The following is a 15,436-nucleotide window of genomic DNA, read 5'->3' as shown; positions in this document are numbered from 1 at the left end:
TCAGTCTCTTTTGTAAATGAAATGAATCTGAATATAGTTCGGCTACCATTATTTAATTTCAAAATAAAAACCCTGTTCTTCCAGCTCTTTATATTTTTCCTGATTAAAAGTGAAAAGTTTCCCAGGCCTTCCGCTGCCTTCTTTTTTAACGTTTTCGGTTTCATTTAAAAGTCCGTAGCTCATTATTTTCTTGCGGAAATTACGGCGGTCAATTTCTTTCCCTACAATGGTTTTATATAAATTTTCGAGATCTGAAAAAGGAAATTCCTCATTCAATAAATTAAATCCTATCGGCTGATACTGAATTTTGTTACGAAGCCTTTTTAATGCCGTATCAATAATGATCTGGTGATCAAAAGCAGGCGTAGGAAGCTCATTCACACTGAACCATTGGGCATCATCTGCATCGGAATCGGCAGAAAGATTGTGATAAGAAGGATTTACCAATCCAAGATACGTCACGGAAACCACCCTGTTTCTCGGATCGCGGCCTACATTTCCGAAAGTGTAAAGCTGTTCCAGAAAGTCGGGTTTTATGCCGGCTTCTTCATACAGCTCTCTTTTTACAGCATCATCCAAATTTTCATCATCAAGCACCAGTCCGCCGGGAAGTGCCCAGTCTCCTTTAAATGGTTCAATATTTCTTTTAATAAGGAGAATCTGAAGATCTTTCTTATCAAAATACCCGAAAACAACAGCGTCTACCGCTACTTTTATATCCTGTAATTTTTTTGGAGTGTTCATAATGCTTATTTGCGTTGTGAATACACAAAATTACAACTTAGACGAACAGTTTCATGTAAAAATAAAATTTATTTGAATCTAAATTTTTATTACATTTATAATCAACTTAAAACGAATTAATTATGAAAAAATTCTTACTTGCTGTTTTTGCGGCCTCCTTAATTATTTCCTGCGACAAAGTGAAAATGGATGTAAAAACTTCATCCGATACCACTGATTCTACCACTAATGAAGGGTGGAAACCCGTAGATTCTGCAACGGCTACAAAAGCCTGGATGGATTATGCTACTCCGGGAGATATGCAAAAAATGCTTGCGAAATCAGACGGAAACTGGATCGGTGAAACCAAAATGTGGATGGAAAGCGGAAGCCAGCCTATGATGAGCAAATCTGAAGCCACCAACAAAATGGTCTTTGACGGACGCTACCAGATGAGCACGCATAAAGGTGATATGATGGGAATGCCTTTCGAAGGAATCAGTATTGTGGGTTATGACAATTCAAAGAAAAAATTTGTAAGCACATGGATCGACAATATGGGAACGGGAATTATGAATATGGAAGGTACTTGGAATGCTTCCACAAAATCTATTGAATTTAAAGGAAAAATGACAGATCCTTCAAGGCCGGGAAAAGATTGTAATGTAAGGGAAGTTTTCACTTTTGTGGATGATAATACCCAAAAAATGGAGATGTTCGGTCCTGATCATAAAACAGGAAAAGAGTTTAAAACCATGGAAATAAACTACACCCGTAAAAAATAAAAACCAGGAATTGCCGGAAATGAAAAGACCGATTGTTTGAAAATCGGTCTTTTTTTATATTAATCATTCAATTTAAGAACAGCCATGAACGCCGATTGCGGTACTTCTACTCTACCAATCTGCTTCATTTTCTTTTTCCCTTCTTTCTGCTTCTCCAAAAGTTTTCTCTTTCTGGAAATATCCCCTCCATAACATTTTGCGGTAACGTCTTTTCTTAATGCCTTAATGGTTTCCCTTGCAATAACTTTTGTTCCCAATGCAGCCTGAACAGCAATATCGAACTGCTGTCTCGGGATCAGTTCACGAAGCTTTTCACACATTTTTTTTCCGATATGATAGGCATTGGAATCGTGAATCAGGGAAGACAAAGCATCTACCATATCTCCATTGATCAGGATGTCCATTTTTACCAGCTTGGAAGCCCTGAATCCGATCGGATGGTAGTCGAATGAGGCATAGCCCTTAGAAATTGATTTTAAGCGGTCATAAAAGTCGAAAACCACTTCTGCCAAAGGCATATTGAAAACAAGCTCTACCCTTTCCGAAGTCAGGTAACTCTGGTTAACGATTTCCCCTCTTTTTTCTATACAAAGTGTCATTACCGCACCTACAAAATCAGATTTGGTGATGATGGAAGCTTTAATGAAAGGTTCTTCTACCCTGTCCATAATGGTAGGATCCATCATTTCAGATGGATTGTTAATCAGAATAGGAACTTCCGGCTCTCTTTTAGAATACCCGAAATAAGATACGTTCGGAACGGTTGTTATAACGTTCATATTAAACTCACGGTCAAGCCTTTCCTGAACGATTTCCATGTGAAGCATTCCTAAAAATCCGCATCGGAAACCAAATCCTAACGCTGCTGAACTTTCCGGTTCAAAAACTAATGAAGCATCATTCAGCCTTAATTTTTCAAGAGAGAATCTCAGCTCTTCAAAGTCTTCGGAATCAATAGGATAAATCCCGGCAAAAACCATTGGCTTTACTTCCTCAAAACCTTCAATTGGTCCATCGGCTGGGTTTTCAAATGAAGTGATGGTATCTCCTACTTTTACTTCACGGGCATCTTTTATCCCCGAAATCAGATAGCCTACATCTCCGCACTGGATTGTTTTCTTAGGAACCTGCTTTAATTTCAAAGTTCCCACTTCATCGGCTCCGTATTCTTTTCCTGTTGCGAAAAATTTAACCTTTTCATTTTTGGAAATGCTTCCGTTTACCACTTTAAAATACGCTTCAATTCCTCTGAAAGGGTTGTAAACCGAGTCAAAAATCAGCGCCTGAAGCGGACCATCCGGATTTCCTACCGGGGCCGGGATTCTTTCAACGATTTGCTCAAGCAAATGATGAACGCCCTCTCCTGTTTTACCGGAAACTCTCAATACGTCTTCATATTCGCAGCCGATAAGATTCATGATTTCATCGGTTACTTCTTCAGGATTTGCAGATGGAAGGTCAATTTTATTCAGAATCGGAATGATCGTTAAATCATTTTCCAATGCTAAATATAAATTACTAATTGTTTGTGCCTGAATACTTTGTGCCGCATCTACAATCAAAAGGGCTCCTTCACAGGCAGCGATGGAACGGGAAACTTCGTAAGAAAAGTCTACGTGTCCCGGTGTATCAATAAGATTTAAGATATATTTTTCTCCTTTGTATTCATAATCCATCTGGATGGCGTGAGACTTGATGGTAATCCCGCGTTCTTTCTCCAGATCCATATCATCCAGCGTCTGAGACTGCAATTCTCTTTGAGTCACTGTGTTGGTGTACTCCAAAAGACGGTCTGCCAAAGTACTTTTACCGTGGTCAATATGAGCGATTATGCAAAAATTTCGTATGTTTTTCATTTAAGAATCTTGTAATTTGCAAAGATAATAAAATGCAGGATAATTCCTTGCTCTATTTTTAGCGGTTAAAATTTACTTTAACAAATATAAATTGTATTTAAGGTTATTTATTAAACAAGTAAAAAGTAAATATTGCTGTTTTATTTTGTTTTACCAAAGTTTTCGGGTAAAATATAATGTCCTGTAAGATGATCTAGGGAGACTTCAGTTCCCGCCATTGCACTTCTTTTTTTGGCTGCACTGGCATCAATTGCTGAAACTGCGATCGTTCCGACTATAGATCCAATCAATCCTGCTACACCACCACCAATGAAAACAACATTGGAAGAGTTTTCAGGGAAGAGTTCTTCTTTTTTAACTTCAATAAAAAGGCCTTCTTCGTCTCTGAAAATTTCAACGTATCCTACAGGAATTATCTTGTAAGGTACTCCGTTGTATACAAATGCATAACAATTCCCGATCGAAATTTTTTCATCTCCTTTCACAGCTCTTGTTGCTACTCCTTTTTTATTTGTTTCTATCACAAATCCGGGTTCCGGGTTATGGGTGAAAAAACTGTAATAACTTTTGTAAATGCCATCTTTTAAACTGTCTGTTTTTAAAATATTAAGTTTTTCCTTTAATACAACTGCGTAATCTTTCAGTTCACTTTCGGGAAGGCCATATTCCCAAGGTGTTTTCTGATAAGAGTTTTTAATTAGATCAGCCAAAATAAGCGTGATTTTTTTGGATAAGCTTTGTGCCAGATAAGGTGTTACGCGGGATGAAACGGTTGCTGCAGTATCTTTTCTATACACAAAATGGTAACCATCTTCCTTTTTAATGAAGGTGCTTGCCGTTAGTTTCAGCTTGCCGATGGAAGATTTTTCTTTTTTATCCTCTATTATTTCTATATTTTCCAGCAGTAAAACAAAATCTTTATTCCCCCTTTCCTTGTTTTCCTTATAAAACCAGTCCTGAAGATCTTTATCCGCACTATTTTCAAAAGCAATGTTTACCTGATCTTTGTGATACATTACAGATCCTATTTCCTTGTTTGGCCTTTGATCAATTACTGTAAATGTTTTAACAGAATTGCTCCTGTCCCTAATTGACTTGGAAAGATCAATCGTTTCGGTTTTCTGTGCAGATAAAATTGTACAGAAAAATAGAAAGAAGAGTATTTTTTTCATAAATCAAATTTCCGCAAAACTACGAATAACTTTAAATTAAACGACTCCCGCAATAAATTGCAAGAGTCGTCCAACATTAAAAAAATAAACTATTATGGTTTTATCTTTGTCTTGTAGCGTTATTTCCGCGAGGTTTTCTCTCATTCACTTTATCGCGCATCATTCCCTCTGTCTGAAACAGCTTCAAAACTTTTTGGCAAGGAATTACCTGCTGCATTTTATCAGCATATTTTTTTCTGTTATCCAATAGCTTCTGGCCTACTTCAAAGCTTTGCTGAAGTTTTGCTTTTGCTTCTTCATCAGATAAATTTTCAGGATTAAAATCAGAATTAAACTGGCTTTTGATCTGTTTCTGGCTTTCAAGATATTCGTTATAAATATCGGTGAACTCTTCTTTATCGCCGGGATCTATATCCAGATTATCCATTACCATATTATTTCTGAATTTCGTCAGAAGTGCTTTTCTTTCTTCCGGAGAAAGACTGTTGATGACCTCTTTTCTTTGCTTGGGATCCATTTTCTTCCAGTCGTAATCCGTTCTTTGGGCATTAAGACCAAATCCGTAGATGATTAAAAGCGCAAATAATATCTTTTTCATTTTCCTTTTTAATTATACAAATCCAAATAAACGTCCTGCGTTGAATTACTTGCCAGCTCTGAAATTTCAGAACTTGTGAATGAATCCAGATATTCGTTTATCTGAGTTTCCTGCTTTTTAGAAGCAGATTTTACGGGCTGAGCTGCAATCTTTTGCTGATTCGCCGTTTTGTTGTGAGCGAAAGATTTACCAGCATTCTGACTTACAATTTTTGGATTGCTTTTTTCCACGGAAGTTAAATCAGACTGTAGGATTTCATAAGCAATTTCACTTTCCGTTTTCGGCTCATTATTGTTGGCAGCATAGTTAGTATTTGCAGTTACTGTTTTCTTTACTGTTTCGTTATCTGAATTGAAAACAAAAGTCGCTCCAAAAATCAGTGCTAAAGATGCTGCAATGGCGTACGTCCAGTTAAGCCTGAAAACAGGTGCCTGTTTGCGAGGGATGATTTTATTTATTACATGATTCTGAACATCATCATACATACTTTCAGAAACGGGATAAATATTTTTACGTTCCAGTTTTTCCAGATCAAATTCATCCAGCCCGCTTAATACGCTCTCCTGAATATTTTCAAATAAATTTTCAGGTACTGTGTAAATATTTTTACGTTCTAAATTTTCTATGTCAAACTCTTTCATTGTCAGTTGTCTCAAAAATTATCTCTCGTAATTTTCTTTAATATATTCTTCAATTTTTTGTTTGGCATAATGATAATTTGTTTTCAGTGTTCCTACCGACATATCTACAATTTTAGATATTTCTTCGTAAGGCAAATCATCATAATACCGCATCATAAATACCAGTTTCTGCTTTTCCGGCAGGCTTTGTATGGCTTTCTGAAGCAAAATCTGTATTTCCTCGGCATCTTCTCCGGCATTATCGGCAACAAGATTCTGCATATGATACACCGGATCTTCATCCGTTTTCTGCATTTTTTTCAGTTTATTGATCTGCTGCAACGCTTCATTGGTTGCAATCCTGTACAGCCAGGTGTACAGTTGGCTATCATTTTTAAACTGATGAAAATTCTGATAAGCTTTAATAAAAGTCTCCTGCAAAGTGTCCTGAGCAAGATCTCCGTCCACAATAATTCTTCTTATGTGCCAATACAATCTGCTTTGATAAGCATCCATCAAAGCGCGAACTCCTTTTTCCTGAGTTCGTGGGTTTTGCATCAACGAAATAATTTCCGCGTCCTTAATCTTCATAAGATGCTTTCACTGTTTTGGATTACAAAAATAACTGAAAGTTAAATTAAATATTCAATTTTTAGTCCAATATACTCATTATTTATAAATATTTATATGCATGAATCGCATGAATATTGGATCTTGTGCTGATGTGTTTTCCTTTTAAAGTTATGTTAAATTACATCTCAATAATTTATTTCAGTTTAAAATGAGGTAAAGAAGTATTAATAGCGTCGGGCTTTAGCCCGATATTTTAAATAAAAATACAACAAAGGCTTTAGCCAAAAAATTATGGTCGAAAATATTTTTAAAGAATTTTAAAACAGCCATCAAAAACTTCTGTCTTCTCTCTCCTATCTTCCATCTAAATCTTATCTTTGTTTCATGCAAACAGTAATCATCGGTTCCGGAAATGTGGCTTATCATCTGGCAAAAGCTTTTGTTCTGAATAGAATTCCTCTTGTGCAGATTTTTGGCAGGAATGAACAGGAACTTAAAAACATTTCCGGGGAATTAAACATTCCGTATTCTAAGGAAAATTTGATGAAAGCAGATCTTTATATTATCTGTGTAAGTGATAATGCTGTGGAAGATGTCTCAAAGAATATTATTATAAACGACTGTCTGGTAGCCCATACTTCCGGATCGCTTCCTAAAGAAATTCTGGTGGGAAATTACCGGAAAGCAAGCCTTTATCCTTTGCAGACTTTTTCAAAATCCAAAAATCTGGATTATTCTAAAATCCCTTTTTTTATAGAAGCTGAAAATAATGAAGATTACAAAATCATCTTCGATATCGCTTCAAAAATTTCGGATAATGTAATGGAAAGTACCCATGAAAAAAGAAAATATATTCATCTTACTGCTGTTTTTGCCTGTAATTTTGTAAATCATCTTTTTGCCAGGGCGAAAGAAATTTCAGACTCACAGAAAATTCCGTTTGATTATTTTTTACCGTTAATTGACGAAACCGTGCAGAAAATTCATGAAATAGATCCGATATCTGCACAAACCGGACCTGCCGTAAGAAATGATAAAAGAATACTGCACTTGCATGAACAATTATTAAAAGATGAAAATCTTGAGATTTATAAAACAATGAATCATTCTATCCAGAAAATGTATGAGTTATAAAGAGAAACTAAAAAATATTAAAGCATTTGTATTTGATGTAGACGGCGTTTTTACAGACGGAAGCGTTTATCTTCTTCCCGGAGGGAATATGTGCCGGGTAATGAATGTCCTTGATGGTTACGCAGTGGTTAAAGCACTAAAAAACAAGTATGTAATTGGTGTAATTACAGGAGGAAACGATGAAATGGTAAAACACAGGATCAACTACCTAGGTATTCAAGATTATTACGCAAAGTCCCACGATAAAATGGCAGATTTTGAAGATTTTAAAAAGAAGCATCATCTTAAAAACGAAGAAATCCTGACAATGGGAGATGATATCCCGGATCTTCATATCATGAAAAATTCTGCTATTGCTGCATGTCCGGAAAATGCCGTTCCGGAAATCAAAGGAATTGCAGCCTATATTTCCCCGGTAAAAGGAGGGAACGGCGCCGTACGCGACGTAATTGAACAGGTTATGAAAGTACAGGGAAAATGGCATGATGACAATACACAATCTATTTAACATCCCTCAATGAAACTATTACTGGCATCGCAATCTCCAAGACGAAAAGAATTATTATCCAATCTCGGTTTCACCTTTGAAGTTGTGAAAATCGAATGTGAAGAAGTTGTTCCTGAACATATTCAGATAGGGGAATCTGCAGCTTATCTTTCTGAGCTTAAAGCTAATGCATTCCGTTCTCTTGAACAAGGAGAAGTCCTTTTAACAGCTGATACCGTCGTTGCTATTGATGGCTGGTTCTTGGGAAAACCTACGGACGAAGAAGATGCTGCGGCAATGCTGAAACTCCTTTCAGGCAAAACACATCAGGTGTATACCGGAATTACTATTAAAACGCCTAATAAAACCATCACGGAAACTGACGTTGCAGAAGTGGAATTTGATGAGCTTACTGATCAGGAGATAGAATATTATATTCAACAGTATCAACCCTTTGATAAGGCCGGAAGCTATGGAATCCAGGAATGGCTCGGAATGGCAAAGATAAAAAGACTAAACGGCAGTTATTACACCATTATGGGGCTTCCTACTCATTTGGTTTACAAAATTTTGAAAGAAATATAACAAGTTTCACCATAAAATTTTATTATTTTTACAAAATTATCAAACCGCCTTATAATAAAAAGCGGATTAGCGAGTTATATTGAAATAATGAAAAAAAATATTTTATTCCTTTTAGCACTTTGTATTGTTGCTTCCTGCGCTACAAAAGCCAAGAAGCCGGAGCAGCGCTCAAGGTTTATGAAAGGATTTTCAACATACTACAATACATTATTTAACGCCAAAGATGCCTTAAATAATGAGTTTGAAACCAGAGATAAGGCCCATAAAGACAATTTCTATGCGCCTTATATCCCTATTCTTACCTATGAAGACCAGCCTTTGGGAAGCGATCTTGGACAGTCTGCCGCTTTTGCCGAAAATTCCATGAAAATGGCCGAAGTAAACCGTGCTTCTGAAAATAGCAGCCAAAGAGGAGGCCCTCCGGGAATGCCGCCAGGAATGCCGGGAAATAATTCCTTATCGGGAGGAGTAGGAAGTGCATCCGGAGATCCCAATATGCCCGAACAAAAAGGTGCGACCACCCTTGAAATTGCAGAGGCCAAAGCTTTAAAAGCAATCAACAAATATTCTGTCATTAAGCATGGTGAAGAACAGAATAAACAGATTTTCGATGCCTATATGATTCTTGCACAGGCAAGAATTTACAGAGGAAAATCTTTGGAAGCTCTTGATGCCTTAAATTATGTCTTCACTCATATGAAGGACGACAAAAGAATTCCTTTGGCAAGAATTTACCAAGGCCTCGCTTATAACCAGATTAAAAATTATCATAAAGCAAATGAGACTTTCGCCAAGCTAAAAAGTGAAAAAATTGGCAAGGAATACGAAAAACTATTAAGCATTTATTATTCCGAATCCCTTCTGGATGACGGTAAAAAAGAAGAAGCAGTAAAAGAACTTGATAATGCTTTTGAACTGAACGGCAACCGTAAGCTTAAAAGCAGAATCGCTTACCTGAGAGGGCAGGTGCTGGAAAGTCTTAACCAGAACGAAAAAGCCAGAGAAAGTTTTATGGCAGCTTACAAGTACGCCAATGATTTTGAATTTGAAGTAAAATCCCAGATTGAGATCGCCAAGACTTTTAACGGAAATGGAGATTACAGCGGAGCCAGAAAATATTTGGAAGACATCAGTAAAAAAGGGACTTACGGATCAAGAAAAAATGAATTTTATTACGCATTGGGTTTAATGGCCAATAAAGCCGGAAAAAAAGAAGAAGCCCAGGAATATTTCAGAAAATCCTTGAGAGAAAAGGTTTCCGACGGACAAATTCGCGGCCTTGCTTATTATGAAATAGGAAAGGGGTATCTTGATAAAAACGATTACATTGGTGCAGGCGCATATTACGATTCTGCTTTAGCCGTAATGACGTATGAACCTTCCAAAATTCTTCTTGCAGACCAATCGGTTTACATTAAAAAGATTTCTAAAAACTATTACCTGATCAAGAAAAACGACAGTATCCTGAATCTGGCTAAAATGTCTCCGGAACAGAAAACAGACTTTTTTACAAAATACATTGCCAAAATCAAGGCAAAAGAAGAACGAGAGGAGCTGGAAAGAAGACGTGCCGAAAGAAGCAAGGGCTTCGATACTGGAGATTATAATTCAACATCGCTTTTTGCCAATAGCTCAAATTCTTTCGAGGATTTCGGGGTTGCTTCAAAAGGATTCTATTTCAGCAATAACGGAACCGTTTCCAAGGGAACACAGACTTTTAAACAGACTTGGGGAGAACGGGCTCTGGTTGACAACTGGCGGTCTTCCAAAAAGATAACGACTATCGAAGATCTGAAAAATGATGCACTGGGAACGACTGCAGCGCCTAATCCGAGACGTTTTGAGCCCTCATTTTATATAGAGCAGGTTCCTACCGATATAGCAAAGCTGGACCAGCTTAAAAAAGACAGGGATACAGCTTCATTAGGGTTGGGCGTGATGTATCAGAATTACTTTACCAATACCCCTTTGGCAACAAAAACATTGTATGATCTTGTTGATGTAAAACCTGAGGAAAAAGTAATGCTGCAGGCTTTATACGAGATTTTTGCAATGAATTATGAGAAAAATCCACAGGCAGCTGAAAAAGCAAAACAAATATTATTAAGAGATTATCCTTATACATCTTACGCTGAGTTTGCGAGAAATCCGAAGAACAATACATTTGTAAAATCTTCGGCAAACGTTGAAGGGCAGTATAAACAGGCCTATGCATTGTATGAATCTGAAAAATTTTCCGAGAGTAAAGATCTTATTGATAAGACAATCCAGGAATATCCGAAGGATGCACTGGTTCCAAAACTCTATTTGCTGAATGCCTTTAATTCCGGAAAATCGAGTGGGAAAGAAGTGATGATCCTTCAGCTTGAGCAGATAGCTTTAAATTACGGCAAAACTCCGGAAGGCGAAAAAGCCAAAGAAATGCTTAATTATCTGAAAAGTGACCTCAGCTTCCAGGCTACGGATAATAAGGGAAATATGATCCCTCAGAATCCCGGAAATATGGCTAATGGTGTTCCGCAGCAGCCCAATCAGCAGAATAACGGAACAGGCGTTCCTTCGCAGCCGGGAAACAATTTCATGAATAATCCCCAGCAGAGCCAGCCGATGAACAACAGCAACAAAGCGAAAAGACAGAATAACAATCAGCAGCTGCAGCCTACTAATGCTGTTCCTGCAAGACCTCAATAAAAATAAAGCGAAGATTATTCTTCGCTTTTGTTTTTTTTCTTTACCCCATGAAAGTCCTTTAGATAAAAAGGTTCAAAATATGCTACATCCTCAAAATCTTTTTGATCTATTTTCTCCAGCGTTTTTCTAATGAGATATTGCGCAGAAGGGTAGACATCTTCATTAAAATCGGCATTGGGAAGTTGCAAAATTTCTTTTGCTTTTTTCGCTCCGTCTCCTATGAATAATATATTTTTATCTTTCAATTCCTGAAAAGAAGTTTCATCTAAGATTTTAGCTTCGGTCTCAGAAAGTTCCTGCCCTGTTTTGCCATCATAAATGGCTGTATAAACCTCCATTCTTCTCGCATCGACCAATGGGATAACAAATTCATAGTTTTTGCCTAAAAAAGGCTCTATCATGCTTTCCATGGAATTGACAGCAATTAAAGGAACTTTTAGTCCATAACAAAATCCTTTTGCCGAGGATGCCCCGATTCTCAATCCTGTGTAGGAGCCAGGACCTCTTCCCAGCGATACCGCTTCAATATCTTTAAGCGAAATTTCTGCGCCTTCCAAAGCCCATTCTACAAAGGTGTGCAGGCTTTCAGACTGCTTGTAATTTTCAGAGACTTCTTCCGTGAGGCACAATAGCTTTTCATTATCAGAAATGGCTACCGAGCAGTTTTTTGAGGAAGTTTCGAGATATAGGATTTTCATTTTTTAAATTTAAATACGCTTTAGTGATGCAAATTTATGGCTTTATTTCCACACTTTGCCGGCTCCACAGCTTCCAGGCAGATTTCTCTTTTTTCCAGATTTCCAGCAAGCCGAGCATCATCTCAAAATTCTGGTTTTTGTATAATCCGGAAACCTTTATTTTTCTTCTTACAGAGTAGATATTTTTATATTTTTTAGCTTCGTAAATTTCTATCTGATCAATGTTTTTATAAATTACTTTTTTAGAATTAAAATCTTTTTTAAAATCTTCAAAATTCTGAACCCAGCCGTTTGAATGGCCAAAAGAAACATTCTTTGCAAAAAGATTTAAAATATTGGAATCATTATTCTGCATCAAAACTGCTTTTTCCTGTTTTGAATATTTTTGAGAAAATCCCAAAACAAAACAACACAAAAATAGAATTGTAAAGTGCCTCATTTTCAAATTCTCAAATTAAATTATTTTCAAATTGAATCATCCTTTTCTGTAAATCGTTCTCGGCTCCGCCTGGGCAGTAGGGTAGATGGTCATATCCGAAATGCAGACGTGTTTGGGAGCATTGATGCAGTATGCAATAGAATCTGCGATATCTTCCGCTTTCAGAGGTTCATATCCTGCATAAACGGTTGCTGCTCTTTCCTGGTCTCCTTTGAATCGTACCACTGAAAAATCCGTTTCCACAGCACCAGGCTGAATATTTGTAATTTTAATTCCGAATTCGGTAAGCTCAATTCTCATTCCTTCTGAAATCACATCCACTGCTTTTTTGGTGGCACAATATACGACGCCATTCGCATACGTTTGTCTTGCCGCTACAGAACTGATATTCAAAATATGCCCTGAATTTCTTTCTTTCATTCCCGGAATAATCATTTTTGAAACATATAAAAGCCCTTTCACATTTCCGTCAATCATAGAATCCCAATCATCTGTTTTCCCTGCAGAAAGCGGATCAAGACCGTGAGCATTTCCGGCATTGTTGATCAGGACATCAATATTTTTCCATTCTTCCGGAAGTGAATTGACGGCAGTTTCCACTTCTTCCAGATTTCTTAAATCAAACTTTAAACTAAAAATTTCGGTGAATTGTGAAAGTTCGGTTTTCAGAGATTCCAGCACTTCGGATCTTCTTCCACAGATAATGATTCTGTTTCCCTGTCTGGCTAAAAGCTCAGCTGTAGATTTTCCTATTCCGGATGTGGCTCCGGTGATTAGAATTGTTTTCATAATTTTACTTTAATATAGCAATGCAATAATTTACCAATATAACAATCATTGGTACATTGTTACATTAATTCATTATCACATTAATTAGTTGGCATCGAATGCTTCAAATGCATTTTGTATATGTTCAATAACCAAATTTTGTTTTTCATCGGGAAGAACAGAAATAATGTCAAATCGTACTTCATTCAAAACATTAAATTCCTTTAAATAATAATCTGCAGCAGATACCAGGAGCTTTATTTTTTTCTTATTCACGGCTTCCTGAGGGAGATTAAAAACATCGGTAGACCGTGCCTTAACTTCGCAAATGATGATCAAATTATCTTTTTCTGCAATAATATCGATTTCTGCTTTCTGATACCGGAAGTTTCTCGCAAGGATTTTATATCCGTTTTTTAATAAAAAGTTCGCAGCGAGTTCTTCTGCTTTTTTTCCAAAATCATTGTGTTCTGCCATTGCTGGGTAGGAGAGTAGGAGGGTTTGAGAGTAGGAGAGTTCTAGGGGCTTTATAATTAAATTTTACACATTATGAATTTAATTTTCAAATTTAATTGTAACCTTATCTTTAATTTCTAATTTTACATTTCCGCCGATAATCAAAGGCCTGTTATCTTTAATATGTCCGTTCGGAAATCCGAAAACAGTCGGAAAATCATATTTTGAAATTCTTTCAGAAATCAATTGATACGCAAATTCATCAAAACTTTCATTATACGAGGAATTTTCTTTTTCATTTCCCATATTGGTCATTCCGCCGATTATTAATCCTTTAATTTTTTTGAATACACCAGCCAGTTCCAGACTCATCATCATTCTATCTAAAACATAAAAATTTTCACCAATATCTTCAATAAAAAGGATTCTGTTTTTAAACTTAAATGAATAATCGGTTCCTAAAAGTGCATAAACCAGTGCTAAATTCCCTCCAATCAATTGTCCCTCACAAGAACCTGCTTTATTAAAATGATGCGATTCTAAGCTGTAATCAGGAACTGTTCCTTCCAAAATATCAAAAATCAATTCATAGCTTTCTTCTGTAACTCCGAAGCTTGATGTTTTTATGGTCTGCCCGTTAACAGAAGCAAAGCCCATTTTCAGGAGGTAACTCTGAATGACGGTATTATCAGAATACCCGATGTACCATTTCGGATTTTCGGAAAAGTTTTTAAGATGAATACTTTCCAACAGATGCTGACAACCGTAACCGCCTCTGGAAGCCCAGATAGCAGCAATCTCATTGTCGTTCAAAGCCCAGTTGATATCTTGAATTCTTTGTTCTTCGGTCCCTGCATAATTATAACCTTTGGAAAAACTGCTGTAAAGATGTTTTCCTAATACAGGTTCGTAACCTTTGTTCCGGATCATTTCAATTCCTTTTTCCAGCTGTGAAGCTTCTACCGCGCCTGCGGGTGATATGATGGCTATTTGGTCGCCTTTCTTTAGGGATTTAGGGAGTGCTATTTTTTTCATTTTTCTTTGTGGTATTTTACTTCGGTTTTTTCGGCTTCTTCGAGTCTTTTATCAAACTGATTGAATTTTTTAAAGCTTTGCAGGAAAATAAAGAAACTGAAGATGATGAGAATTCCGCCGACAATTCTCCTGATTCTATTGGCTAATTTCTGTGTAAGCCTGTCATGAAACTGTTTGGCGAGGAAAATTTTCGCCAGATCTATGCATAAATAAGTGGCAATAACGATCCCGATATACAATATAAAATTACCGGTGTCGGGATACTGATTTCTTACTGAAATTACTGTTACCAGCCAGAAAAGAATAACACCAACATTCAGAAGATTAAAGAAAAAGCCATTGATAAAAGTTTTAAAATAATTCTGACTGATGAATTTCTCTTCTCCCGGAATATGCATTTTGGTTCTCGTAACCATCATCACGACTCCATACACAAAGATGAGAATGGCCGTGATCCTGTAAAAACCCGGATGTTTGTCAATTAACGTTACAATATCGGCACTTGCATAGTAGGCCGCCAATATACAGAGAAGATCTGCAGAGATTACCCCGATATCCAAAGCTAATGCGTGTTTTGGCCCTCTCGAAAAACTGGTTTCTATGAGAAGGAAAAAAATAGGTCCTATAAAAACCAGGCTCAGCATGAATCCTAATACAATGGCAGATAATATAAGTTCAAACATCAAGTAATTTTTTAAATGAAAACCTGAATTTCCATTCCATTTATACAAATGTAAACTTTATGATTTAATTATTCAATAACTCAGGATTTAAGAAAAGTATTATTTAAAATAATTTCATGTAAAATCATGTTTT

Annotated in this window: 17 protein-coding genes; 5 read left to right on the top strand and 12 right to left on the bottom strand. The window is 36.6% G+C overall.

Translation table 11 applies throughout. The features are described from left to right. Positions 1-48 precede the first annotated feature (48 nt). Entirely contained in the window at positions 49-744 is a 696-nt protein-coding gene (locus SOP96_RS00295; RefSeq protein WP_326319250.1) for an NUDIX hydrolase, read from the bottom strand. A 122-nt stretch (positions 745-866) separates the two neighbouring features. Here SOP96_RS00295 and SOP96_RS00290 point away from each other — a divergent pair, with 122 nt between their 5' ends. Then, positions 867-1,508 (top strand): DUF1579 domain-containing protein, encoded by a 642-nt coding sequence (locus SOP96_RS00290; RefSeq protein WP_326319249.1) that lies wholly within the window; start codon positions 867-869, stop codon positions 1,506-1,508. A 59-nt stretch (positions 1,509-1,567) separates the two neighbouring features. On the opposite strand, the gene lepA is transcribed toward SOP96_RS00290, so the two are convergent. From lepA to SOP96_RS00265, 5 genes are all read right to left on the bottom strand, one after another. Next, positions 1,568-3,364 (bottom strand): translation elongation factor 4, encoded by a 1,797-nt coding sequence (lepA, locus tag SOP96_RS00285; protein WP_169231635.1) that lies wholly within the window; start codon positions 3,362-3,364, stop codon positions 1,568-1,570. Between the two features lie 140 nt (positions 3,365-3,504). Next, complete coding sequence (locus SOP96_RS00280) at positions 3,505-4,536, bottom strand: hypothetical protein (protein ID WP_326319248.1); 1,032 nt, start codon at positions 4,534-4,536, stop codon at positions 3,505-3,507. 100 nt (positions 4,537-4,636) lie between these two features. After that, complete coding sequence (locus SOP96_RS00275) at positions 4,637-5,134, bottom strand: hypothetical protein (RefSeq protein ID WP_326319247.1); 498 nt, start codon at positions 5,132-5,134, stop codon at positions 4,637-4,639. 8 nt (positions 5,135-5,142) lie between these two features. Beyond that, complete coding sequence (locus SOP96_RS00270; protein WP_326319246.1) at positions 5,143-5,775, bottom strand: hypothetical protein; 633 nt, start codon at positions 5,773-5,775, stop codon at positions 5,143-5,145. An 18-nt stretch (positions 5,776-5,793) separates the two neighbouring features. Continuing rightward, entirely contained in the window at positions 5,794-6,345 is a 552-nt protein-coding gene (locus SOP96_RS00265) for an RNA polymerase sigma factor (protein ID WP_326319245.1), read from the bottom strand. Positions 6,346-6,711: 366 nt separating this feature from the next. Between SOP96_RS00265 and SOP96_RS00260 the strand changes: the two genes are divergently transcribed. From SOP96_RS00260 to porW, 4 genes are all read left to right on the top strand, one after another. Then, positions 6,712-7,461, top strand: a complete 750-nt coding sequence (locus SOP96_RS00260; RefSeq protein ID WP_326319244.1) for a Rossmann-like and DUF2520 domain-containing protein — start codon at positions 6,712-6,714, stop codon at positions 7,459-7,461. Then, entirely contained in the window at positions 7,451-7,969 is a 519-nt protein-coding gene (locus SOP96_RS00255; RefSeq protein ID WP_326319243.1) for a KdsC family phosphatase, read from the top strand. The genes SOP96_RS00260 and SOP96_RS00255 overlap by 11 nt, the downstream gene beginning before the upstream one ends. Before the next feature lie 9 nt (positions 7,970-7,978). Further along, positions 7,979-8,533, top strand: coding sequence for a Maf family protein (locus SOP96_RS00250; RefSeq protein ID WP_326319242.1), 555 nt, complete (start codon positions 7,979-7,981; stop codon positions 8,531-8,533). 87 nt (positions 8,534-8,620) lie between these two features. After that, a complete protein-coding gene (porW, locus tag SOP96_RS00245; RefSeq protein ID WP_326319241.1) occupies positions 8,621-11,224 on the top strand; it encodes a type IX secretion system periplasmic lipoprotein PorW/SprE in 2,604 nt (867 codons plus the stop codon). A gap of 14 nt (positions 11,225-11,238) precedes the next feature. Here the strand turns inward: porW and tsaB are convergent, their stop codons facing one another. The 6 genes from tsaB to SOP96_RS00215 all read right to left on the bottom strand — a co-directional run bounded on the left by tsaB (position 11,239) and on the right by SOP96_RS00215 (position 15,303). Further along, positions 11,239-11,922 (bottom strand): tRNA (adenosine(37)-N6)-threonylcarbamoyltransferase complex dimerization subunit type 1 TsaB, encoded by a 684-nt coding sequence (gene tsaB, locus SOP96_RS00240; protein WP_326319240.1) that lies wholly within the window; start codon positions 11,920-11,922, stop codon positions 11,239-11,241. 34 nt (positions 11,923-11,956) lie between these two features. Further along, the gene (locus tag SOP96_RS00235) at positions 11,957-12,277 is read right to left on the bottom strand and encodes a nuclear transport factor 2 family protein (RefSeq protein WP_326319239.1); all 321 of its coding nucleotides are present in this window, start codon (positions 12,275-12,277) and stop codon (positions 11,957-11,959) included. Positions 12,278-12,397: 120 nt separating this feature from the next. After that, positions 12,398-13,150, bottom strand: a complete 753-nt coding sequence (locus SOP96_RS00230) for an SDR family NAD(P)-dependent oxidoreductase (RefSeq protein ID WP_326319238.1) — start codon at positions 13,148-13,150, stop codon at positions 12,398-12,400. Between the two features lie 84 nt (positions 13,151-13,234). Further along, complete coding sequence (locus tag SOP96_RS00225; protein WP_326319237.1) at positions 13,235-13,606, bottom strand: YraN family protein; 372 nt, start codon at positions 13,604-13,606, stop codon at positions 13,235-13,237. Positions 13,607-13,684: 78 nt separating this feature from the next. Beyond that, positions 13,685-14,620: a S66 peptidase family protein gene (locus tag SOP96_RS00220; RefSeq protein WP_326319236.1), complete on the bottom strand. Its 936-nt coding sequence runs from the start codon at positions 14,618-14,620 to the stop codon at positions 13,685-13,687. Continuing rightward, positions 14,617-15,303: a LysE family translocator gene (locus tag SOP96_RS00215; RefSeq protein WP_326319235.1), complete on the bottom strand. Its 687-nt coding sequence runs from the start codon at positions 15,301-15,303 to the stop codon at positions 14,617-14,619. The genes SOP96_RS00220 and SOP96_RS00215 overlap by 4 nt, the downstream gene beginning before the upstream one ends. Positions 15,304-15,436 lie beyond the last annotated feature (133 nt).

The organism is Chryseobacterium salviniae (assembly GCF_035819015.1).
GTDB classification, from domain to species: domain Bacteria; phylum Bacteroidota; class Bacteroidia; order Flavobacteriales; family Weeksellaceae; genus Chryseobacterium; species Chryseobacterium salviniae.
This window is presented reverse-complemented; position numbering and strand designations above follow the sequence as displayed.

Excerpts from the sequence above, each read along its gene's own strand:
- SOP96_RS00295 (WP_326319250.1), bottom strand. The coding sequence starts at position 744 with ATGAACACTCCAAAAAAATTACAGGATATAAAAGTAGCGGTAGACGCT.
- SOP96_RS00290 (WP_326319249.1), top strand. The coding sequence starts at position 867 with ATGAAAAAATTCTTACTTGCTGTTTTTGCGGCCTCCTTAATTATTTCC.
- lepA (WP_169231635.1), bottom strand. The coding sequence starts at position 3,364 with ATGAAAAACATACGAAATTTTTGCATAATCGCTCATATTGACCACGGT.
- SOP96_RS00280 (WP_326319248.1), bottom strand. The coding sequence starts at position 4,536 with ATGAAAAAAATACTCTTCTTTCTATTTTTCTGTACAATTTTATCTGCA.
- SOP96_RS00275 (WP_326319247.1), bottom strand. The coding sequence starts at position 5,134 with ATGAAAAAGATATTATTTGCGCTTTTAATCATCTACGGATTTGGTCTT.
- SOP96_RS00270 (WP_326319246.1), bottom strand. The coding sequence starts at position 5,775 with ATGAAAGAGTTTGACATAGAAAATTTAGAACGTAAAAATATTTACACA.
- SOP96_RS00265 (WP_326319245.1), bottom strand. The coding sequence starts at position 6,345 with ATGAAGATTAAGGACGCGGAAATTATTTCGTTGATGCAAAACCCACGA.
- SOP96_RS00260 (WP_326319244.1), top strand. The coding sequence starts at position 6,712 with ATGCAAACAGTAATCATCGGTTCCGGAAATGTGGCTTATCATCTGGCA.
- SOP96_RS00255 (WP_326319243.1), top strand. The coding sequence starts at position 7,451 with ATGAGTTATAAAGAGAAACTAAAAAATATTAAAGCATTTGTATTTGAT.
- SOP96_RS00250 (WP_326319242.1), top strand. The coding sequence starts at position 7,979 with ATGAAACTATTACTGGCATCGCAATCTCCAAGACGAAAAGAATTATTA.
- porW (WP_326319241.1), top strand. The coding sequence starts at position 8,621 with ATGAAAAAAAATATTTTATTCCTTTTAGCACTTTGTATTGTTGCTTCC.
- tsaB (WP_326319240.1), bottom strand. The coding sequence starts at position 11,922 with ATGAAAATCCTATATCTCGAAACTTCCTCAAAAAACTGCTCGGTAGCC.
- SOP96_RS00235 (WP_326319239.1), bottom strand. The coding sequence starts at position 12,277 with ATGCAGAATAATGATTCCAATATTTTAAATCTTTTTGCAAAGAATGTT.
- SOP96_RS00230 (WP_326319238.1), bottom strand. The coding sequence starts at position 13,150 with ATGAAAACAATTCTAATCACCGGAGCCACATCCGGAATAGGAAAATCT.
- SOP96_RS00225 (WP_326319237.1), bottom strand. The coding sequence starts at position 13,606 with ATGGCAGAACACAATGATTTTGGAAAAAAAGCAGAAGAACTCGCTGCG.
- SOP96_RS00220 (WP_326319236.1), bottom strand. The coding sequence starts at position 14,620 with ATGAAAAAAATAGCACTCCCTAAATCCCTAAAGAAAGGCGACCAAATA.
- SOP96_RS00215 (WP_326319235.1), bottom strand. The coding sequence starts at position 15,303 with ATGTTTGAACTTATATTATCTGCCATTGTATTAGGATTCATGCTGAGC.